Source organism: Nocardia sp. NPDC050412 (genome assembly GCF_044458825.1).
In the GTDB taxonomy this organism is placed as follows: domain Bacteria; phylum Actinomycetota; class Actinomycetes; order Mycobacteriales; family Mycobacteriaceae; genus Nocardia.
Genome location: NZ_JBITIJ010000002.1, coordinates 62,977 through 83,434, shown reverse-complemented (window position 1 = coordinate 83,434; position 20,458 = coordinate 62,977). Strand labels below are relative to the sequence as shown.

At 65.4% G+C, this 20,458-nt stretch carries 20 protein-coding genes; 10 read left to right on the top strand and 10 right to left on the bottom strand.

Annotated elements, in window-relative coordinates; all coding sequences use genetic code 11:
- Nucleotides 1–14: 14 nt before the first annotated feature.
- The 6 genes from ACIBI6_RS04520 to uraD are packed head-to-tail and all read right to left on the bottom strand — an operon-like array spanning nt 15 to nt 4,432.
- On the bottom strand, nt 15–1,400 hold the full coding sequence (locus tag ACIBI6_RS04520; protein ID WP_396955303.1) for an 8-oxoguanine deaminase: 1,386 nt from the start codon (nt 1,398–1,400) through the stop codon (nt 15–17).
- Nucleotides 1,397–1,867: a (2Fe-2S)-binding protein gene (locus tag ACIBI6_RS04515; protein WP_364354682.1), complete on the bottom strand. Its 471-nt coding sequence runs from the start codon at nt 1,865–1,867 to the stop codon at nt 1,397–1,399. The genes ACIBI6_RS04520 and ACIBI6_RS04515 overlap by 4 nt, the downstream gene beginning before the upstream one ends.
- Nucleotides 1,867–2,742, bottom strand: a complete 876-nt coding sequence (locus tag ACIBI6_RS04510; RefSeq protein WP_364354679.1) for an FAD binding domain-containing protein — start codon at nt 2,740–2,742, stop codon at nt 1,867–1,869. Before ACIBI6_RS04510 ends, ACIBI6_RS04515 begins: the two co-directional genes overlap by 1 nt.
- A gap of 2 nt (nt 2,743–2,744) precedes the next feature.
- Nucleotides 2,745–3,620 carry a factor-independent urate hydroxylase gene (pucL, locus tag ACIBI6_RS04505; RefSeq protein ID WP_364354676.1) on the bottom strand — a complete coding sequence of 292 codons (876 nt, stop codon included), beginning with the start codon at nt 3,618–3,620 and terminating at the stop codon, nt 2,745–2,747.
- A 3-nt stretch (nt 3,621–3,623) separates the two neighbouring features.
- Nucleotides 3,624–3,923: a hydroxyisourate hydrolase gene (gene uraH, locus ACIBI6_RS04500; protein ID WP_364354673.1), complete on the bottom strand. Its 300-nt coding sequence runs from the start codon at nt 3,921–3,923 to the stop codon at nt 3,624–3,626.
- Nucleotides 3,920–4,432: a 2-oxo-4-hydroxy-4-carboxy-5-ureidoimidazoline decarboxylase gene (gene uraD, locus ACIBI6_RS04495; RefSeq protein WP_364354670.1), complete on the bottom strand. Its 513-nt coding sequence runs from the start codon at nt 4,430–4,432 to the stop codon at nt 3,920–3,922. The genes uraH and uraD overlap by 4 nt, the downstream gene beginning before the upstream one ends.
- A gap of 193 nt (nt 4,433–4,625) precedes the next feature.
- Here uraD and ACIBI6_RS04490 point away from each other — a divergent pair, with 193 nt between their 5' ends.
- The 6 genes from ACIBI6_RS04490 (at nt 4,626) to ACIBI6_RS04465 (ending at nt 10,889) form a co-directional block, all read left to right on the top strand.
- Complete coding sequence (locus ACIBI6_RS04490; protein WP_396955302.1) at nt 4,626–6,095, top strand: PucR family transcriptional regulator; 1,470 nt, start codon at nt 4,626–4,628, stop codon at nt 6,093–6,095.
- A gap of 8 nt (nt 6,096–6,103) precedes the next feature.
- On the top strand, nt 6,104–6,919 hold the full coding sequence (locus ACIBI6_RS04485) for an alpha/beta fold hydrolase (protein ID WP_396955301.1): 816 nt from the start codon (nt 6,104–6,106) through the stop codon (nt 6,917–6,919).
- Nucleotides 6,920–7,082: 163 nt separating this feature from the next.
- Nucleotides 7,083–7,691 (top strand): hypothetical protein, encoded by a 609-nt coding sequence (locus ACIBI6_RS04480; RefSeq protein WP_364354661.1) that lies wholly within the window; start codon nt 7,083–7,085, stop codon nt 7,689–7,691.
- Nucleotides 7,692–7,840: 149 nt separating this feature from the next.
- Nucleotides 7,841–8,539: a WYL domain-containing protein gene (locus tag ACIBI6_RS04475; protein ID WP_364354658.1), complete on the top strand. Its 699-nt coding sequence runs from the start codon at nt 7,841–7,843 to the stop codon at nt 8,537–8,539.
- Nucleotides 8,540–8,636: 97 nt separating this feature from the next.
- A complete protein-coding gene (locus ACIBI6_RS04470) occupies nt 8,637–9,014 on the top strand; it encodes a VOC family protein (protein ID WP_364354655.1) in 378 nt (125 codons plus the stop codon).
- A 225-nt stretch (nt 9,015–9,239) separates the two neighbouring features.
- The gene (locus ACIBI6_RS04465) at nt 9,240–10,889 is read left to right on the top strand and encodes an NTF2-like N-terminal transpeptidase domain-containing protein (RefSeq protein WP_364354652.1); all 1,650 of its coding nucleotides are present in this window, start codon (nt 9,240–9,242) and stop codon (nt 10,887–10,889) included.
- Here the strand turns inward: ACIBI6_RS04465 and ACIBI6_RS04460 are convergent, their stop codons facing one another.
- From ACIBI6_RS04460 to ACIBI6_RS04450, 3 genes are all read right to left on the bottom strand, one after another.
- Nucleotides 10,890–12,563 carry a SulP family inorganic anion transporter gene (locus ACIBI6_RS04460; RefSeq protein ID WP_364354649.1) on the bottom strand — a complete coding sequence of 558 codons (1,674 nt, stop codon included), beginning with the start codon at nt 12,561–12,563 and terminating at the stop codon, nt 10,890–10,892.
- A gap of 2 nt (nt 12,564–12,565) precedes the next feature.
- Entirely contained in the window at nt 12,566–14,401 is a 1,836-nt protein-coding gene (locus ACIBI6_RS04455; protein ID WP_396955300.1) for a phosphoenolpyruvate carboxykinase (GTP), read from the bottom strand.
- 92 nt (nt 14,402–14,493) lie between these two features.
- Nucleotides 14,494–14,862 carry a metalloregulator ArsR/SmtB family transcription factor gene (locus tag ACIBI6_RS04450; protein WP_364354643.1) on the bottom strand — a complete coding sequence of 123 codons (369 nt, stop codon included), beginning with the start codon at nt 14,860–14,862 and terminating at the stop codon, nt 14,494–14,496.
- A gap of 156 nt (nt 14,863–15,018) precedes the next feature.
- Between ACIBI6_RS04450 and ACIBI6_RS04445 the strand changes: the two genes are divergently transcribed.
- Both ACIBI6_RS04445 and ACIBI6_RS04440 read left to right on the top strand, forming a co-directional pair.
- Nucleotides 15,019–15,735, top strand: a complete 717-nt coding sequence (locus ACIBI6_RS04445; RefSeq protein WP_396955299.1) for a response regulator transcription factor — start codon at nt 15,019–15,021, stop codon at nt 15,733–15,735.
- Entirely contained in the window at nt 15,732–17,225 is a 1,494-nt protein-coding gene (locus ACIBI6_RS04440; RefSeq protein ID WP_364354637.1) for a HAMP domain-containing sensor histidine kinase, read from the top strand. Before ACIBI6_RS04445 ends, ACIBI6_RS04440 begins: the two co-directional genes overlap by 4 nt.
- Before the next feature lie 4 nt (nt 17,226–17,229).
- Here ACIBI6_RS04440 and cqsA read toward each other — a convergent pair whose 3' ends face one another.
- Complete coding sequence (gene cqsA / locus ACIBI6_RS04435; RefSeq protein ID WP_364354634.1) at nt 17,230–18,462, bottom strand: alpha-hydroxyketone-type quorum-sensing autoinducer synthase; 1,233 nt, start codon at nt 18,460–18,462, stop codon at nt 17,230–17,232.
- A 151-nt stretch (nt 18,463–18,613) separates the two neighbouring features.
- Here cqsA and ACIBI6_RS04430 point away from each other — a divergent pair, with 151 nt between their 5' ends.
- Both ACIBI6_RS04430 and ACIBI6_RS04425 read left to right on the top strand, forming a co-directional pair.
- Nucleotides 18,614–19,270 (top strand): response regulator transcription factor, encoded by a 657-nt coding sequence (locus ACIBI6_RS04430; protein ID WP_396955298.1) that lies wholly within the window; start codon nt 18,614–18,616, stop codon nt 19,268–19,270.
- On the top strand, nt 19,267–20,451 hold the full coding sequence (locus ACIBI6_RS04425) for a sensor histidine kinase (RefSeq protein ID WP_396955297.1): 1,185 nt from the start codon (nt 19,267–19,269) through the stop codon (nt 20,449–20,451). The genes ACIBI6_RS04430 and ACIBI6_RS04425 overlap by 4 nt, the downstream gene beginning before the upstream one ends.
- The last annotated feature ends 7 nt before the right edge of the window (nt 20,452–20,458 follow it).

Below are 20,458 nucleotides of genomic sequence, written 5' to 3'. Positions count from 1 at the left end.
CCGTGGGACAGTCATCATGCCTCCTGTCGCATTAGCCGTTGCCGGGCCGCGACACCAGCCCCGCCGACGACATCCTGTGCGACGGTGCGCAATTCGTCGTTCTGCACGACGGTGCGCCCGCCGACGAACAGCCGGGCCAGTGGCGGTGTCGGTCCGAAAACCAAGGAGCAGACCGGATCCTCGATCGCCGAGCGGAAACCGTCGACCCGCCAGATGGCGAGGTCGGCGAGCTTGTCGGGTTCGATACTCCCGATCTCGTTGTGGCGGCCGAGATTACGGGCGCCGCCCAAGGTGCCGATCTCGAGCGCCTGGCGCGCGGTGAAAGCGGTCGGGCCGTTGACCGCGCGCTGGAACAGCATGGCCTGACGCATTTCGCCCGCCATGGAGGTCAGCTCACTCGACGCCGCGCCGTCCACGCCGAGACCGACCGGCGCACCGGCGGCCACCAGATCGCTGACGCGGGCGATACCCGCACCGAGTCGGGCGTTGGAGCTGGGACAATGTGCCGAGCCGCTGCCGGTTTCGGCGAAACGCCGGATATCGGCATCGTGCAGATGCACCGCGTGCGCGAACCAGACGTCCTCGCCGAGCCAGCCCAGCTTTTCCATGTATTCGACCGGCGTGCAGCCCATCTGTTCGATGCAGTGCTCTTCCTCGTCGAGCGTTTCGGCGAGATGGGTATGCAGCCGAACACCTTTGGCGCGCGCCAGCGTCGCGGAATCGATCATCAGACCCTCGCTCACCGAGAACGGCGAGCACGGTGCGACGGCGACCCGCAGCATCGAGTCGAACGACGGATCGTGGTACTTATCGATGACTTCCGCAGTGTGCGATAGGATTTCGTCGCGGCTCTCGACCACCTCGTCCGGCGGCAGACCACCGTCCTTCTGCCCGCGGTCCATGGAACCGCGGCACGGGTGGAAGCGCAGGCCGATCTCACTCGCCGCGCGTACCTCGGCCTCGAAGAGATCGCCGCGCCCCTTCGGGAAGATGTAGTGGTGGTCGCTGCTGGTGGTGCAGCCGGTCAGTGCCAGCCAACCCAGCCCGGCGGCGGCGGCGCCGTAGACGACGTCGGCGTCCATGCGCGCCCAGGTGCGATAGAGACCGGTCAGCCATTCGAACAGCGTTGAATCCTGGAACAGGCCCTGGCTCGCCCACTGGTAGAGATGGTGGTGGGTGTTGACCAGGCCCGGTGTCACCAAACAGCCTGTACCGTCGATCTTTTCGGCACCCGGGACGATCGGTGCCGGTCCCGCGCCGAGGGCTTCGATGCGGCCATCGGAGATGACTACGTATCCGGACGCGATCTCGACACCGACGACCGGCGCGATATAGGCGTTCTCGATGACAGTCTGCCGACCGCCACCCCGCACGGAATCGCTACACGATGCTGTACTCATTGGCCCGCCTTACGTGCCGCGGCCAGGCGCACCGCGTCGAGGATCTTCTCGTATCCCGTGCAGCGGCAGAGATTTCCGGCGAGCGCCTCGCGGATCTCCACATCGGAGGGATCGGGATTGCGTTCTATGAGATCGTGCGCCTGCACGATGAGACCCGGTGTGCAGAAACCGCATTGAACCGCACCGGCCTCGACGAAAGCCTCCTGCATCGGATCCAGTCTCGCGCCGTTGGCCAGGCCCTCGACGGTGCGCACCGAGCGATCCTGCACCTGGCCTGCGGCAACCAGGCAGGAACACACCGGAGTGCCGTCCAAATAGACTGTGCACGAACCACATTCACCTTGCTCACAGGCGTTCTTGGAGCCGGGCAGGCCCATGCGCTCGCGCAGCATATATAGGAGGCTCTCGCCTTCCCACACATCATCGACGGTCTCTTGCGAGCCGTTCACGTCGAAGGTCACACGCATCAGGCTGCCCTCCTTCTTTCTGCTAGGTAGTCCGTCCACGCCCAGGACAGGGTGCGGCGGGCCAGCACCGTCAGAGCGTGTTTGCGGTATTCCGCGGTGCCTCGAACGTCATCAATCGGCTTGGCGGCGGCCGAGACCAGCTCACCGAATTCCCGGACGAGCTCGAATGGCAACAAGGCCGGGTCATCCCAGTCCAGCGCATCGGCGAGGAGCTGCTCGGCCGGTGTCGCGCGCAGCGGCGTCGGTCCGGCGGATCCGATGCCGGTTCCGACCGTGCGGGTATCGGGGTGCAATGCGATCGAGAATGCGCAGACCGCGATGACCATGGCATTGCGCGTGCCGACCTTGGAAAAGTACTGGGGCCCGGTCGCGGGCGCGATCCGGATGGCGCGGATCAGCTCGTCGGGCTCCAGGGCGTTCTGCTTCACCCACACGTAGAAGTCATCGATCGGGATCAGGCGAGTGCCGCGCGCGGTCGACTCCACCTCGATCACCGCATTGCCCGCCAGCAGTGCGGGGTGGGCGTCACCGGCAGGGGAGGCACCGCCGAGATTGCCGCCGACGGTGCCGCGATTGCGGATCTGCGGCGAACCGACCGTGCGCGAGGCCTGCGCCAGGCCGGGCAGCTGCTGGTTGAGCCGGTTGATGATGCGCACATACGGGACACCCGCGCCGATTCGGATCCAGCCGTCGGGCTCGGTCGAGTAATCGAACAGATCGCGACAGCGGTTGAGATCGAGCAGTGCCGCGGGCCGGCCGTGGTCGAAGTTCATCTCGACCATGACATCGGTGCCGCCCTGGATGGGTTCGGCCTCCGGATTGGCAGCCTTCAGCTCCAGCGCCTCGGCCCAGGTATCGGGTTGTAGGAAATCCATCGTCACTCCCAAGCCGGTCCGGGCGCGGGAGCGTCCTCGGTGAGTACAGTGCCCTCGATCAGGCCGTAGGGGCGGTCGGCGGCGAAGAACACCTCGTTGTCGTTCTCCAGTCCGAATCCGGACAGATCCACGACGAAGTGGTGCCTATTGGGCAGCGACAGCCGGACCTCGCAGACCTCCGGGACCGCGCTGATCACACGGTCGCCCATGGCATAGAGCGTCTGCTGCAGCGAGTAGCTGTAGGTGTCGGCGAATGCCTCGAGCAGCGCACCGCGAACCTCGCGATAGGCCTTGTCCCAGTCTCCGGGCTCAGTCGCGAAACGCCACTGCGCATTGACCTCGGTGGCCAGTACGCGGTCGTAGGCCTCCTGCAGCGTCGTGTACTTGTCCTTGATGTAGCCGTGGAATTCCGAACCGGTGGAGTTGAGTACCACCAGACCCGTCAAACCCGAAACCACCCAGGCATTTTCGCCGTCGTAATGCACCCGCGAGGTGCGCGTCTCCTGGCCGGAGCGTACGAACGAATACTGCTTGTCGCCGGGTCCGACCACGATGCGCTCCCAGGCGTACTCCTGTAGGGAGACGCGCGCGTGGTGGATGGGCGGCTGGGAATCTACGAAATGCCGTGCCAGCAAAAGACCGAACGCTTCCGGCGAGGTGATGCCGTATTCCTTGGCGAAGGCGAATACCGTGTTCTTCTGGGTGTCGGTCGGCAGGACCGTCGCGTTGTCACCGGTCAGGTGGACCTCGTCCATATCACCGGATAACGCCACACCGACGTTCAGATCCCGGATCTCGTGGACACCACCGGTTTTCCGCACCCGGACGACCCGGTTTTCCGCTTTGCCGTATCTATTCGGCCCGAGCTTGATCGACATGGTTCAGCTACCTCGGTAGGTCGAGTAGGAATAGGGACTGAGCAGCAGTGGCACGTGGTAGTGCTCGGCTGGGTCGGTGACGCGGAAGTCGATGGTCACCGTCGGGTAGAACGGACTGAGGTCACCGGTTTCGAAAATCAAACGGTGGATACCGAATTCGGGTGCGGGCAAATCCTTGATGCGCCCGTCGTCGTCGGTGCGGCGCTCGGCGAGCACGGTGCCGTCCGCCTTCTCGAGCCGCACCGGCAGCCCCGCCGCCGGACGACCGCTCGCCGCATCCAGCACATGGGTGGACAGACTCACCTGTCCTCCAACAGCTTTCGGAGTCGCAGCCGGGTGATATCGGCGAGTTCGCGTTGGGTCGTGATGCGTTCACCTTCGGCGGTATTCGCCAAGCGCCTGCGCAGTTCGGCGCGGATCTGCTCGGCGCAGCGGCCTGCGGCGCGGATCAGGAAGACGTGTCCGAACCGCTGCTCATAGGCCAGGTTGCCGGCGGCGATGTCATCGAGTGTCTGCTGGTCGGCGCTCGCCGTGCCGGACTGCTCACCGGCGGACCATTTCGCCTCGCGCTCGTGTGTGCCCGCCTTCGCCCGGTCGCCGATGCGTGGATGCGTGGAAAGCGCCTCCTCGATATCGGGCCAACTCAGCTCACCTACCCCGGCGACCGCGGCGGCCATCAGGCTCGTGCTGTCCACATAGGGCCGGTGCGCCGCCACCTTCCGTGCCCAGACGTGTGAGGCGCAGCAGGTCAGCAGTTCCGCCTCGGCCTGGTCCGGAGGCAGCGAGTTGAGCCATCCGATCTCACCGGACATCCGATCTCCCATCGAGCTTGTTATGTGCTGGGAGTAAGTACACCCGCCGCACATCCGCGCTGCTAGGAACCAGAAATCCGAAGTGTGGGACAGTTCACACGGGCTCGTTTGTGTGAATATCCAAAGCGTCGCCGGGTGGGCACGAGCTGGGCTGTTAGCCTCGGCAACTGTGCGACTTAGATCACTTCTGACCATGGATCTCGGTCTCGAGCTCGTCACCGGCGAAGAAGAGCTCGACCGCTTCGTGCGCTGGGTAGTGACCACCGACATGCTCGATCCGAGTCGTTACCTCTCCGGCGGCGAACTGGTACTGACCGGGCTGCAGTGGCGGCTTGCCCCAGCGGACAGCGAAACCTTCGTGCGGGCGCTGGCCCAGGCCGGCGTCGCCGGACTCGCCGCCGGCGACGCCCGTTACGGTGGCGCGCCGCCCGATGTCGTCGAGGCCTGTCAGCGGCATCGGATACCGCTGTTCCGTGTCCGGGAGGACATCGCATTCGCCCAGGTCACCGAGACATTGACCCGCAATCTGTCCACCGGACGCGCCGCCGATCTGACCGCCATCCTCGACCGCCACCGCCAGCTCGTCTCGGGTACCGGACTTGGCTCGGTGCTGGAGCTGATCGAACGCGATCTCGGCATGCGCTGCTGGGTCGTCGCGTCCACCGGACGAGTGGTGGCCGGACCCGCCGCACCCCCGCCGGTCGAGGCCACGGCCGCCTTCCTGAATGCCCGCCGCCTCCCCCACGTGCTGGTCCAGAACAAGGCGCGCTACTCGCTGTTCGCCGTCGACGAGCACAGCACCTCCCGCGCCGCCGACTGGTTGCTGGTCTTCGAAGGCGACTTCAAGGACTGGCCGGAGGAACGTCGCGCCCTGACCGGCGAACTCGCCGCCGTGGTGTCGCTCGAGCGCGCCCGACTCGACGATCGCCAGAGCGCCGAGGGCCGGCTCGCCCAAGAACTCATCGAACTGATCGTCTCCGATGCCAAACCCGCCGAGATCATTTCCCGCCTGGAACTGACCGGTCTCGGTCCGGCGGAAACCTATATCGCGGTCGCAGCTGGCGCAGATGCCTTGCGCCCCGGGGAATTACGCGTTCTACTGCGCGAAATCCTCTACGGCAAAAGGCCTGCCGCAGGTGTAGTTGATGGCGAAGCCATCGCTCTGATTCCCGCGGACGGCACGGCAATCAGCGAAATCCACCGCGCGGTAACCGCTTTGGAGCCCGGACTACACGGCGCTCACCTATCGATCGGGGTCAGCGGCATCGTCGACGGCGAAGGCCTGCGCGGTGCTGTCGAAGAAGCCCGCTACGCCCGCCGCCTGGCCGCCGACCGCCCCGCCCCCACCAGCGTCGTCGGCCACGACGAACTGGCCACCCATATGCTCCTGCTGGCCAGCGTTCCCGACGAAGTCCGGCGTATGTTCCGCCTGCGCCTGCTCGACCCGTTGAGCAGCTACGACCAGGAAAACCGCGCCGATCTCGTGCACACCTTGGAAACCTTCCTCCAGGTCTCCGGCTCGTGGACCAAATGCGCTGAGCTACTTCATGTTCACGTGAATACCTTGCGCTACCGTATCCAACGCATCGAAGAACTCACGGGCCGCGATCTGTCCCGCCTCGAAGACCGCGTCGACTTCTTTCTCGCCCTCGCCCTCCGCTGAAGGAACCCATGGACAGCACTGATCTATACATCCCGACTCGGCTCGGCACCCTGCACGTCGTCACAACCGGGCACGGCGATCCGCTCATGATGTGGCCGAGCCTGCTGATGGACGCCGCTCTCTGGGACGCTCAGGTCGCCCACTTCGCCGAGAACTACCAGACCATTGCGGTGGACCCACCCGGCCACGGAAAATCCACTCCACTCACCCGCGGCTTCACCTTCGACGACTGCGCGGGCTGTGTGGTCGACATCCTCGACCACCTCGAACTGCCACGGACACACTTCATCGGAAACTCCTGGGGCGCGATGATCGGCGGCACCTTCGCCGCCGAATTTCCCGACCGCGTCCGATCCGCCATCTTGATGAACGGCACGGCCTCACCGGCCCCGACCGGCCAGCGACTGCAGTACGCGGCGCTGCTGGTCCTCATCCGAATCCTGCGTGGCATCCGCCCGCCGATCACCCGTTCGGTAGTGCGCGCCTTCCTTGGACCGACCACCGAAGCCACGCGTCCCGATGTCGTGCGCCGGGTCCTGGAAACCGCCCGCCGCAATGACCCGAAATCGGTTGCGCACGCCGTCCGATCCGTAGTGATCGAGCGACCGGATCAACGCGACCGCTTCGCCGCGATCACCTGCCGCACGCTGGTCGTCGGCGGCCGCGAAGATCGCACCTTTCCGGTGCCCGAACTCGAAACCATGGCTCGGTCGATTCCCGGCGCGGAGCTGGCGGTTATCGAGGATGCCGCGCACCTTGCCGCCGCCGAGATCCCGGAGGTCGTCAATCAGTTGGTCGAAACCTTCCTGACCAACTGCGCCTGAGCACGCTGATTCGCACCGGTCTTGCGTATGGCTGCACCACGGCGAACCATTAGCTGTGCGGTGGCCGCGTTCGCGGGCCGAGCGGTCCGAGCATCCTCGGTGGACCACGACGCGTCAGCCTCGCTATAGAGCGGAGTGATCCCCTCCGCACTAGGAGGACTCGATGTTCATCCAAGTTATTCAAGGAAAGGTTGCCGACGCCGATCGGCTGCGTCGGTGTATGGATCGGTGGATCGAGGATTTGCAGCCGGGAGCCGTCGGCTATCTCGGGACGACGAGCGGGTTGTGCAATGACGGGACGTTCATCGCATTGGCGAGGTTCGAATCCGAAGAAGCGGCGCGGCGCAACAACCAGCGTCCGGAGCAGGGCAAGTGGTGGGCCGAGACCGAGCAGTGCTTCGACGGACCGGTGCAGTTCATGGATTGCCCCGAGGTGACACAGTGGCTGGGCGGTGGCTCGGATCAGGCCGGGTTCGTCCAGGTCATGGAGGGCCACACCCGCAATCCACGGCGCATGCGCGAACTGCTCGCCGAAGGCACCGAGCGCATCCACGAACTGCGCCCCGAAATTCTCGGCGGCACCTTGGCGACATATGGCAGCGACGGTTACGTCGAGGCCGTCTACTTCACCTCCGAAGCCGAGGCCCGCGCCCACGAAAAGCTGGAGATTCCAGACGATCTACGCGCCCTGTTCGAGGAGGAAAGCCAACTCATGGGCGAAGTCGAATACTTCGACCTACACGAACCGAGGCTGGTCTCCCCCGGCCGCTGACACGAGCGGTCGCATACCCAGTGATCCCCCGCGCACAGGCCACCGTGCGAGGCGTTCACTGGCTATGCGACACCCTCAGCCGATACCCGAATTCCGCCAGGGCAATTCGGTTCGCGGTGGCTGTCGGTGGTCGACGCTAGCGTGGCGGCGTGAACCGTACGGATCGGCTGTATGCGATCGTCGAGGAGTTGCGCGCGGTGGCGCCGCGGATGCGGACCGCGCGAGAGTTGGCGCAGCGTTATGAAGTGAGCGTTCGGACGATCGAACGCGATATCGCGGCATTACAGCAGGCGAGCATTCCGATCTACGCGGATGTCGGCAGGCGCGGTGGGTACGCGTTGGAGAAGAGCATGTCGCTGCCGCCGCTCAACTTCACGGCGGCCGAGGCGGTCGCACTCGCCGTGGCCTTGGCACGCCGCGAGGCGACACCCTTCGATCAAGCCGGGCGCAGCGCATTGCGCAAGATTCTGGGAGTGATGTCGGAGCGCAATGCGGCCGCCGCCCGCGACCTCGCGGCGCGCGTTCGACTACTGGACCCGGTTGATGCGCAACCCGTCCCAGCGATTCCGTCGGTCATCGGCCAGTCGATCGAGACGGGACGGGTGCTGCGCATCAGCTATTCGGACCGCTTCGGCGCGGTCAGCGAGCGGGAGGTCGAGCCGACGGCATTCCTCAATGGATCGCACGGCTGGTATCTCATCGCGTGGTGCCGGTTGCGTGCGGAGTCGCGGTGCTTCCGGCTGGATCGCATCCGCGCGGTGACCATAACCGATACACCGATGTCGCCGCGCCCGCTCACCCCAACCGATATACCGAAAGACCTCGAACTGCGCACCGTCGCGCTGTGATACGAAATCAGCGGTAAACACCGACAGGGGGTTGTCGCCGCGCCAGGTGATCGTGATCGGGCAAGGCACAGATACCCGATCGCGAGGAGAAGACACGGTGAGCACTCCCCCTTTCAATACGGTGGCCTGGTTCCAGGTCGGCAGCGATAAACCGCAAGAGGTCGAGAAGTTCTACGGCGAACTGTTCGGCTGGAGCTTCGCCGCGGACCCGAATGCCGACGGCTACGACTTGGTCAGCTACCCCGCGAGCGAGGCACCCAGCGGCGGGATCTCGCACACCCCCGACGCCTCGGCCAATCACGCGACCTTCTTCGTACTCGTACAGGATGTGGCGGCCACGGTCACAGCCGCCGAAAAGCTGGGCGGAAAGGTGTCGGTCCCACCGGTCACCGGCAAGGACGGTCTCGTCTTCGCGCACATCCGCGACACCTCCGGAAACGACTTCGGCGTCTTCAGCCCACCGCCGCAGGCGTGATCGGACGGGGACCTCGACCATCGGCCGAGGTCCCCCGGTCGGCTCGAACTTTGTTGCGGGGAGCCAACATAAGGCCACATCTCGAGTCCATCGCAATTCGGCGGCTATCCGATTTATCGAATGGATGACTGCCGAATGCGCGGGCTAGCCTCGAAGTCCATTGCGCTGCGCCTGCGGATGCTGACGACCATCAATCGCGGTTGAACTCGAGAATCGAGGATCCCGATGAGCATTTCCCCGGGTCATGGCGTCGGGCCGCACATGAGTCGCGCACGTTGGTCGGCCGCACTCGGCGCACTGATTCTCGCAGTGGCACTGAGCGGCTGTGCCTGTTCGTTCGAGGAGTATCCCGATGACGCGAGGGTCGCGGTCGAAGAGTTCACCGCGCTGCTGAACAAGCGGGATGCGGATAACGCCGCGAAATTGACCTCCCAACCAGTCAATGCCGCCGCATCGCTGCGACAGATATTCGAAGGGCTCGGCCCCGGTGCTCCGGACTTCCGTCTGTCGCAATTCATCGCATTGGATACCGGGGAGGGCATCTTCGCCCTGCAGGGCGCGTGGACATTCGGACCCGATCGAAGCTGGACATATGACGCGCAGGGCACGGTACGAAAGTTGGCGACCGGCTGGCGCATCTCCTGGGAACCCACGATCGCTATGCCGCAACTGGACAACACCCGCAAGGTCCACCTGGTAAAGGCCTACCCAACGCCGCCGCCCGTGGTGAAGGACAGTCTCGGACAAACGTTGATGAGCGAGCAGATCATCGCTGTGGTCCGGCTCGATCCCGCGCGCATCACCGATCTGATCGCCACCACCGACGCGCTGGCGAAGGCCATCGCACCGGTCGCCCCGCTTATCACCGGAGAGTCCTTGCGCGCGCAACTCGCCGCTGCCAAAGGTCAACCGGTCGTCGCTGTGAATCTGCGGCAGGACGACTTCGCGGTTCTCGAACCGGACATCACGCCGATTCCCGGGGTGGTGGTGCAGCCGCAGCCACGGCTGATCTCCGCCGACCGCCGCATCCAATCCCCCATGCTCGACGCGCTGCGCACGGTGTGGCAGCAGAATCGGGACAGAACTGCGGGCTGGGCGGTTCAGCTATCCGGCCCCGACGGACTTCCGGTCGCCAATATCGCGGGACAGCAGGGCACACCGGCGCCGGATGTGCCCGCCACCCTGGATCCGTACTGGCAACGCGCCGCCCAGGATGCGGTCAATTATCTGGGGAATCCGGCGGCCGTCGTCGCGATCCGCCCCGCGACCGGAGCCATTGTCGCCGCGGCCGAGAACAATGCGGCCAGCACGAACGAACCGGTGGCCTTCGCCGGGCTCGCCCCGATCGGCGGCACGACTGAACTACTGCGTACGGCCGCGGCCACCATCGCGCACAAACCGCCACAGAACGTATCCCTCGACGAGATCGGCCAGGCCGCCCGCATGCTCGGACTCGGCGTCGACTTCGAGCTGACGGGTCTGGACAAGGTGAGTTCGCGAATCCCGACTCCGGGCACCGAAGAGGTCCGACGCGGCGGCCGGGCGAGCGAGATCCAGGCCAGCCCCTACGGTATGGCGATCTTCACCGCCGCCATCGCCAATGGACACATCACCCCACCCATGATCGAAATCGGCCGCCCCGCAACTTCCGCCGAGTCGAGCCCGCTGCCCGCCGCGGTGGTCGACCAGCTCCGCGCCCTGATCGGCGGCGGCGGATATGTCACCACCGCTGGCGGGCAGGGCTGGCTGCTCGCGAATACCGGCGAGTTGGTCTTCGCGCTGCATGTCGAGGATCCGGACAGCAGCACCACCCTGCGCAACGCGGCCGAACGCATTTTCCATCCGAACATTGCCGAGGACCGCGCTGCCCCGTAATCACCTGTGGGTGCGGGTATTCGCCCCAGACTGCCCGGCACTGAAGTCTTTGGCAACCGGCATGTAGCGGCGGGCATGATCAATCGCCTCGCGAGTGTTGGCGAAGAGGCTGTGCTCGCTATCGGCAGGGAGCGCACCGATGGCGGTCAGTCGCCGCCGGTGGTCGGCACGCAGGCCGGAAAGCAGCACCTTGATATGGCGGTGCTCGAGTTTGGCGATGGCGTCTTTGAGCACCAACGCACCCGTCGTATCCAGCGCCGTCACCTTCGACATGCGCAGGATCACCACCTTGACATCGGCGACCTCGGCCAGCTCCAACAAAAAGCGATGCGCGGCCGCGAAGAACAGCGGACCGTCGATGCGATAGGCGACAATGTGCTCGCGCAGCAACTCGTGTTCCTCGGCGAAGTAGTCGTTTTCATCGAGCGGCACCTGCTCGAGCCGCGCCTCGCGCGCAACCGAACGCAAGGCGAGCACGATCGCGAACGCGACACCAACCGCGACGGCCGTGACCAGGTCGAGTGCCACAGTGACCCCGAAGGTGAGCGCCATGATGATCGCGTCACCGCGCGACGCACGGGCTATCGCCAGCAGCGAGGCCGTCTCCACCATCCGCACCGTGGTCGCCAGCAGCACACCGGCAAGCGCGGCCAGCGGGATATCGGCGACCAGTGGCGCGGCAAGGTAGATGATCGCGGCGAGCAATGCCGCGTGCGTCAGCGCGGCCAGCCGAGTACGGCCGCCAGAGCGGACATTAACGGCGGTGCGGGCAATGGCACCGGTCGCGGGCACACCACCGAACAGTGGCGCCGCGATATTCGCCAGACCCTGCCCGAACAGTTCGCGATCCGGGTTGTGCCTGGTACCGACGCACATGGAGTCGGCCGCAGTCGCCGACAACAGCGACTCCAGTGCGGCCAGCGCGGCCACCGCCAACGCGGGCGCGAGCAACGACCCGAGCTGATCGAAGTGCACGAATCCGACCGACGGCGCGGGCAATCCGGGCGGAATGGTCCCGATCCGCGCGAGATCCAAATCGAACAGCTCGGCAGTCACGGTGGCCGCGGCCACCGCGACCAGCGCGAACGGCAGTTTCGGCAGATAGCGACCGCCGGTCAGCACGACCGCGGCCACCACCAGCGCGGTCACCGGGGTCACCACACTCGGGTCCTCGATGAAACGACAGACCGCGTCGAGGGCCGACTGCCACACCTTGTCGCCCTCGGCGTGCGTAATCCTCAGGGCAGCCGGAAACTGTTGCAGGGCAATAACAACCGCGATACCCGCCGTGAACCCCTCGAGCACGGGAGCAGGCATATACCGGACCGCGCGTCCCACACCGGCCACTGCGAGCACAACCAGGACGAGGCCCGCCATCAGCCCCACGGTCAGTACCCCGCTCGCCCCGTGCTGATGCACGATCGGAACCAGCACGACGGTCATCGCGCCGGTCGGTCCCGACACTTGGAAGCGCGAACCGCCGAATACCGCGGCCAGTGCGCCGGCGACGATGGCCGTGGCCAGACCGGCCGCCGCACCGAGCCCGGAGCTGATGCCGAAGCCCAGTGCCAGCGGCAAAGCCACCAACGCCACGATCAACCCCGCCAACAGGTCCGCGCCGGGCGCGCGGAACGCGGGTCGCCATTCCGACCAGGTCGGCAGCAGCGCCCGCACGGTCAGCGGTTGCCGAGTAGGCGTAGCTTCAGCGCGGCCAGTTGCTCGCGTAATACCTCGGGAAGGCGGTTGCCTCCGATGGTGGCGTACCACTCATCGATCAACCGTGTCTCGGCCACCCATTCCTCGGTATCGACCGCCAACGCCGAACCGATCAGCCCCCGGTAGTCCTCGTCGAGGCCGGTGAGGTCGAGCGAGTCGGCGGTCGGCACATGACCGATCGGAGTCCATTGCGCCTCGATGCTACCTTCGATGCGTTCCAGCGCCCACTTCAACACCCGTGCGTTATCACCGAATCCCGGCCACAGGAATTTGCCGTCGGCGGTTCGCCGGAACCAGTTGACCTGGAAGATCTTCGGCAGTTTCGTGGCATCCGCGCCAGCGCCGAGCGCCAGCCAGTGCGCGAAATAGTCCCCGACGTGGTAGCCGAGGAACGGCAGCATCGCCATCGGATCACGTCGGACCACACCGACCTTGCCCGTCGCCGCCGCGGTGGTCTCCGACGACAACGTCGACGCGACGAATACACCGTGGGCCCAGTCGAAGGATTCGGCGATCAGCGGCACCGTGTTGGCGCGGCGCCCGCCGAAGAAGATCGCCGAAATCGGCACGCCCGTAGGGTCGTTCCACTCCGGGGCCACCGACGGACACTGCTCGATCGGGGTGCAATAACGCGAATTCGGATGTGCCGCAGGGGTACCCGACTCGGGTGTCCAGCTCTTGCCACGCCAGTCGGTGAGGTGCGCGGGCGGCTGGTCGGTCGCGCCCTCCCACCACACGTCACGGTCGTCGGTCAGCGCGGTATTGGTGAAGATCGAGTTGCCACCATCGATGGTGGCGATCGCATTGGGGTTGGTCTTGACACCGGTTCCCGGTGCGACGCCGAAGAATCCGGCCTCCGGGTTCACCGCGTACAGGCGACCGTCCGCACCGAACCGCATCCAGGCGATATCGTCGCCGACGGTTTCGGCCTTCCAGCCGGGCAGCGCCGGTTCGAGCATCGCGAGATTGGTCTTACCGCACGAGGACGGGAACGCTGCCGCGATGTAGTGCGTCTTGTCTTGTGGCGAGGTGAGTTTCAGGATCAGCATATGCTCAGCGAGCCACCCCTCATCGCGACCGAGCACCGAGGCGATCCGCAGCGCGAAGCACTTCTTGCCCAGCAGCGCATTGCCGCCGTAGCCCGAGCCGTAGCTCCAGACGGTGCGCGATTCCGGGAAGTGCGCAATGTACTTCGTCTTATCGCACGGCCATGGCACATCCGGCTGGCCCGGCGTCAGCGGTGCACCGACGGAGTGCAGGCATCTGACGAATTCGGCGTCTTCGGAGAGGGATTTCCACACCGGCTCGCCGGAGCGGGTCATGATCTGCATCGAGGCCGCGACATACGCCGAATCCGTGATCTGCACACCGTATTTCGGTTCCTCCGCAGCCAAAGGACCCATGCAGTAGGCGATTACATACATGGTCCGGCCGGACATCGCGCCGCGGTAGTGTTCGGTCATCACCGTGCGCATGTCGACAGGGTCCACCCAATTGTTCGTCGGGCCCGCATCCGACTGCTCCTGCGAGCAGATGAAGGTGCGGTCTTCCACCCGCGCGACGTCCTCGGGATCCGACGCGCACCAGAACGAATTCGGCTTGCGATCGAGGCGCACGAAGGTGCCCTTGTCGACCAGCTCCGCGGTCAGGCGGTCCCATTCCTGCCGCGAACCGTCGCACCACATGATGCGATCCGGCGCGGTCAGCTCGGCGATCTCCTGCACCCAGGCGATGATGCCCGGATGCCGAGTCGGGGCCTGCGGGGCCAGGGTGGTGGACGCGGAGCGATCGGTCACGTGACTCTCCTCGGAAACTATCTAGGTATCTAGTTTAGAAAATATGCAATCAGCGGTCACGGGTTAGCCATCGAGTTCGCGCTGACTTCGGATCAGGTGTGTACGCCGGTCGGCGCGCTCTCAGTCGGGTTCTCCAGTAATTCGGCCTGACCGGCGACCACCCCGGTCAGAATGGCACGAGCCGCGACCAGCAGTTCTTTGACCCGCGGCGATGTCAGCGCGTACGTCACGGAAAGGCCCTCACGCCGCGCCGTCACCAACCCGGCGCGGCGTAGGACGGACAACTGCTGCGACAGGTTCGCCGCCTCGACCCCGACCTCGGGCAGCATCTCCGACACCGCATGCTCGCGCTCACTGAGCAACTCCAACACCCGGATCCGCACTGGATGTCCGAGTGTTTTGAAGAAGTCGGCCTTCATCTGATAGAGCGGCCTGCTCAATCCCGGCACTTGGTGAACCATCCTCCGGTCCGATGCGAGTATCGACAGCAATACATTGATTTCATAGTTTAGCAAACAGAGATATGAGCGGAACAGTAGGCCCAGCTGCGCCACGCTCACAGCCAACACCCAGCTTGTCTCGAGCTGCGGCCTTGCTCGGCCCGTCACGCTTATGGAATGAGCAGAGCAGAGCCGGAGGCGCGCATTCTCGTCGTCGACGATGAGCCGATGATTGTCGAGCTCCTTGCGGTCAGTCTGCGATTCCAGGGGTTCGAGGTGGTCACCGCGATCAGCGGGACGGACGGGCTCGACAAGGCACGCCGGTTCCGGCCGGCCGCGCTGATCGTGGACGTGATGATGCCGGGCATGGACGGTTTCGGGCTGTTGCGGCGGCTGCGCGCGGACGGGGTCGATGCGCCCGTGCTGTTCCTGTCCGCTCGCGACGATGTCGACGACAAACTCACCGGGCTGACCCTCGGCGCCGACAATTACGTCACCAAACCGTTCAGCCTCGAAGAGGTGATCGCCCGGTTGCGTGCGATCCTGCGGCGGTCGGGCCAGGATGCCGTCGTGGACCCGTCTTCCCGCATCACGGTGGGCGATATCGAACTCGACGAAGACAGTCACGAAGTCTGGAAAGCGGGTGTACCGGTGGCATTGTCACCCACCGAGTTCACGCTGCTGCGGTATTTCATGGTGAATTCGGGCAAGGTGCTCAGCAAGGCGAAGATCCTGGATCACGTGTGGCGCTATGACTTCGGCGGTGATGCGGGGGTGGTCGAGTCGTATGTGTCGTATCTTCGGCGCAAGGTCGATACGACCGAACCGAAGCTCATCCACACCCTGCGCAGCGTCGGCTATGTGCTGCGCGCACCGCAGCCGAGTCGGATATGAGACTGCGCCGATCACTCGCGCGGCGGGTCTCGGCCATCCCGCTGCGGGTGGGACTTGTTGTCGCCCTGGTCTTTCTGGCGGCCATGGTGCTGGTTTCCACAGGTTTCGCGGTGACCTCCGCTTTGAGCCGGTCACTGACCGCGCGCACCGACGAGCAGCTCTACGATGCCGCACGCTCGTGGGCCCAGCCACGCGAGATGAAGCAGGTCCTCACGAATGACGGTGCGACGGTATGGGTTCCGGCCGACCTGCCGCAGGCGCCGACACCGCGACTGTTCACCGATCAACCACGCCGCTTCTACGAGTTGCACAAAGGCCCCGAGGGACAGATCTATCCGGGCACCTCGGTCACCGTCGCCAGCATCGGCACCACGCCGGATACCAATGGGCGATCGGCATCGGTCCCCACGACCGTCGGCTCGACCGACGGCTCCGAGGTGCGGTGGCGTGCCCTGACCACCAGCAACCAGTACGGCTCGACGACCATCGCGCTGCCGCTCACCGATAACCAGGAGACGGTATCGCGATTGATCTACTTCGAACTCGGCACCGGAGCGGCCGCGCTGATCGCGCTGGGTGTGGTCGGATATTTCGTCGTGCGACGCAGCCTGCGGCCGCTGCGCAACGTCGAGAAGACCGCGGCGGCGATCGCGGGCGGCGACCTACACCGGCGCGTTCCGGTACGTGGTGTCGATACCGAGGTCGACCGGTTGGCGCGGTCATTGAACGCGATGCTCGCACAGATTCAGCACGGCGTCGCCGCCACCGAGGCCTCCGAAGAAGACGCCCGACGCTCCGAACGCCGGATGCGCCAGTTCATCGCCGACGCCAGCCACGAATTGCGCACCCCGCTCACCACCATTCGCGGTTTCGCCGAGCTCTACCGCCAAGGCGCGAGCACGGATGCGTCCATGGTGGTCGGCCGCATCGAGGCCGAGGCCGAACGCATGGGCCTGCTGGTCGAGGACCTGCTCATGCTCGCGCGCTTGGACGCGAGACGCCCACTCGACCGCAGTCAAGTCGATCTGCTGACACTCGCTGGCGATGGGGTGCACAATGCGCAGGCCATGGCGGCACGGCAGCAACCGCAACGCCCGATCACCCTGGAGGTCCGTTCGGGCGTCGGCACCATGGACGTGACCGGCGACGAGGCGCGATTGCGTCAGGTGCTGGCCAATCTGCTCGGCAATGCGCTGGCCCACACTCCGGCCACCGCCGCGATCACCGTGCGGCTCACCCCATCCGCCGATGATGTGCGCATCGACGTCATCGACACCGGCCCCGGTTTGCCGCCGGATGCCGCCGCCCGAGTCTTCGAACGGTTCTATCGCACCGACGACTCGCGCACCCGGGCCAGTGGCGGAACAGGTTTGGGGCTATCGATCGTGCAGGCTCTGGTGGCGGCGCACGGTGGCCGGGTGAGCGTGGACAGCGAGCCGGGCAACGGCGCGACCTTCACGGTGATCCTTCCGCGTGCGACGGCCGCCTGATAGCTCACCGAGTCGGCACGAGTTGCGGTGCAGGCGGTACGGGCATCGGCCTTTCGTGACGCACCGGAGCCATCGCGCCGAAGTTGTTGCGCACCTCGGCGCACACCTGGATCAGTCGCTCCACCTGCATATCGGTGAGCCCCGCGTGCAGCGAGAAGCGGATGCGCGCGTGTTCGGGCGCGGTGGCGGGCCAGCACAGGATCGAACCGAAAACGCCGCGAGCCTCCAGGAAGTCGCGGATCGCGATGGTGCGCTCATCCGAACCGGTCTGCAGCGCGACGATATGGCTGGCCGAACCCTCCAGATCGAATTCCAACGCCAACAGCGCGCGCCGCACGACAGCGGATATCTCGCGCAGCCGGACCCGCCGCCAATCGTCGATGCGAATCACCTCGAGCGTCGCGGCCAGACCGGCGATATCGTGCGGCAACAGTGTCGCGGAGAAGACGGCGGGATCGGATTCCATCTTGAAGTAGTCGACGAAATCGATATTGTTCGCGGCGACGAATCCCGCACGGCCCGCGAAAGCCGTTGCGAGGCTGGCGATCCGGAACGGCACCCGGTCGGCGAGGCCGAGCGCGACCACCATGCCCGCACCGTAGGGCCCGTCGGTGCCGAGCGAATGCGATTCATCGACCACCAGCACGCTGCCGGTTTCGTCGGCGACATCACAGATCTGGGTGAGCGGACAGCGGCTCCCGTTGGTGCCATAGATCGAATCCACCGCGATGATGCCGGGTCCGTTTTTGCGGATCTCGTCGCGCAGATGGCCCGGAAAATTGTGTCGGAACGAATATACCGGCGCACCAGCGGTTTTCGCGCCATGCCAGAGCGACATGTGCGCAATGTGATCGACATAGACCGGCGTATGCGCATCGGCGATCGACTGCATCAATCCGGCATTCGCATCCCAGCCCGACTGACACAGAACTCCGCCCGCCGCCCGCATATGTTCGGCAAGTGTCTTTTCCAGCGCGATCTGCGGATGGTCGGAACCGTGTAGGAAGACGCCCGACGGCGGCGCTCCCCCGCTCGCATACTGCAATGCCGCGCACATCGCGCCGACGATATGCGGCTCGTGGGCGAGCGCGAGATAGTCGTTGCTGGTCAGCACGACGTCACCCGGCCTCGGTTCACGACCGTGCAGAATATGCCGTCCGCCCCATGCGATCGCGACCCGTTCCCTGTGGAATCGGTTGACGCGAAAGAATATGCGGTCGGCGACCGACATTGTCATCTGAACTCCTTTCACTGCTATCAGCTACTACAGAGCGCACACCGAGCAGATTGAATCACTCCGCATCGCCGGATGCGCCGAAATCGCCAACTCGACGCGGGTTCTGTCGCACTAACAGCGCCCTAACAGCGACAACAGGCACGATGGTCGAATGCGGGTACTGGTGGTCGAGGACGAACGGTTGCTGGCCGATGCGATAGCCCACGGGCTGCGGCGGCGTGCGATGGCGGTCGATGTGGTGCACGACGGCGCGGATGCGCTCGAACGAGTCGCGGTGAACGACTATGACGTGATCGTGTTGGATCGCGATCTACCGAATGTATCCGGGGATACCGTCTGCACCTCGCTCACCGAGGCGGGCAGCGATGCCAGGATCCTGATGCTGACGGCTGCCGCCGCGGTGGCCGAGCGGGTCGCGGGGCTCGGACTCGGTGCCGACGACTATCTGACCAAACCGTTCGCATTCTCCGAATTGGTGGCACGAATTCAGGCGCTGGGGCGGCGCGCGCGGCCCGCGACACCATTGGTGCTGGAGCGGGCCGGGATTCGGCTCGACCCGCATCGGCTGACCGTCACCCGCGACGGGCAGCCGGTTTCGTTGTCGCGCAAGGAGTTCGCGGTACTGGACGAACTATTGCGTGCCGATGGCGGGGTGGTGTCGGCCGAGCAGTTATTGGAGAAGGCATGGGACGAGAACATCGATCCGTTCACGGGGGTGGTGCGATACACGATCATGATGGTGCGGCGGAAGCTGGGCGGTCCGCCGGTGATCGAGACCGAGGCGGGCGTTGGGTATCGCATCCGATGAGGGGCCGCACCATTCGGCTCCGGCTCACCCTGCTGTACGCGGGCGCGTTCTTCATCGCGGGGGCGATTCTGGTTGCGCTGATGTATTTCTATCTCGATCGGTCGCTGGATCGGCGACACGGCATGGGTGCCCAGATCCTCGTGCGCGAGTACCTGGCCAAGCGGAACCGGCCGATCGTCACCGAGGAGTTGTACGCGGCACTGACCGCGCAGGCCGCCAAGGAGCGCCGCGACACCTTGGAGTCGATGCTCGTTTGGTCGCTGGTCTCCCTCGGTGCGATCGGGATCGTCGCGGGCGGACTGGGTTGGCTGCTGGCCGGGCGAGCCCTGCATCCGCTACAGCAGATAACCGCGACCGCGCGACGGGTGGCCGATCGCAGCCTGCACGAGCGGATCGCGCTGACCGGACCCGATGACGAAATCAAGGATCTCGCAGACACTTTCGACGCCATGCTGGAGCGATTGGATCGCGCCTTCGACGGTCAGCGCCGCTTCGTCGCCAATGCCTCACATGAACTGCGCACACCGTTGACCATCAATCGCACGTTGATCGAGGTGGCGCTGGACGATCCCGAGGCACCCGAATCGACGCGTCGGCTCGGAGCAACGCTTTTGGAGGTCAATAGCCGGCACGAGCGACTCATCGACGGATTGTTGGTGCTCGCGAGCAGTGAGCAGCGCCTCATCGAGCGCAGTCGGGTCGATCTGGCCGAGGTGGTCCGTCGGGTGGTCGCTGTCGCGGGCGATGCCGCCGACCGGGCCGGTATCGAGATCCGCACCGATATAGCGTCGGCTCGGGTCTCGGGCGATCCGGTACTACTGGAACGTCTGGCACAGAACTTGGTGGACAATGCGATTCGCTATAACATCGCCGAAAACGGTTGGGTTTCAATCAGTTCGGTTAGCACAGGCAGCAATGCGCAACTCGTCGTGGAGAATACCGGCCCGGTAGTGCCTGCCTTCGAAGTCGACGGACTCTTCGAACCGTTCCGCAGACTCGCCTCCGGCGAACGGGAACCCGAAACGGCGCATGCACCGAACAGCCGGGGCGCGGGGCTGGGGCTGTCGATCGTGCGATCGGTCGCGCACGCGCACGGCGGCGAAGTCCGGGCGACCGCGCGGGCCGAAGGCGGACTCACTGTCACGGTCACCATCGAGAACCGAACGGGCGACGCCGGATAGCGCCGCC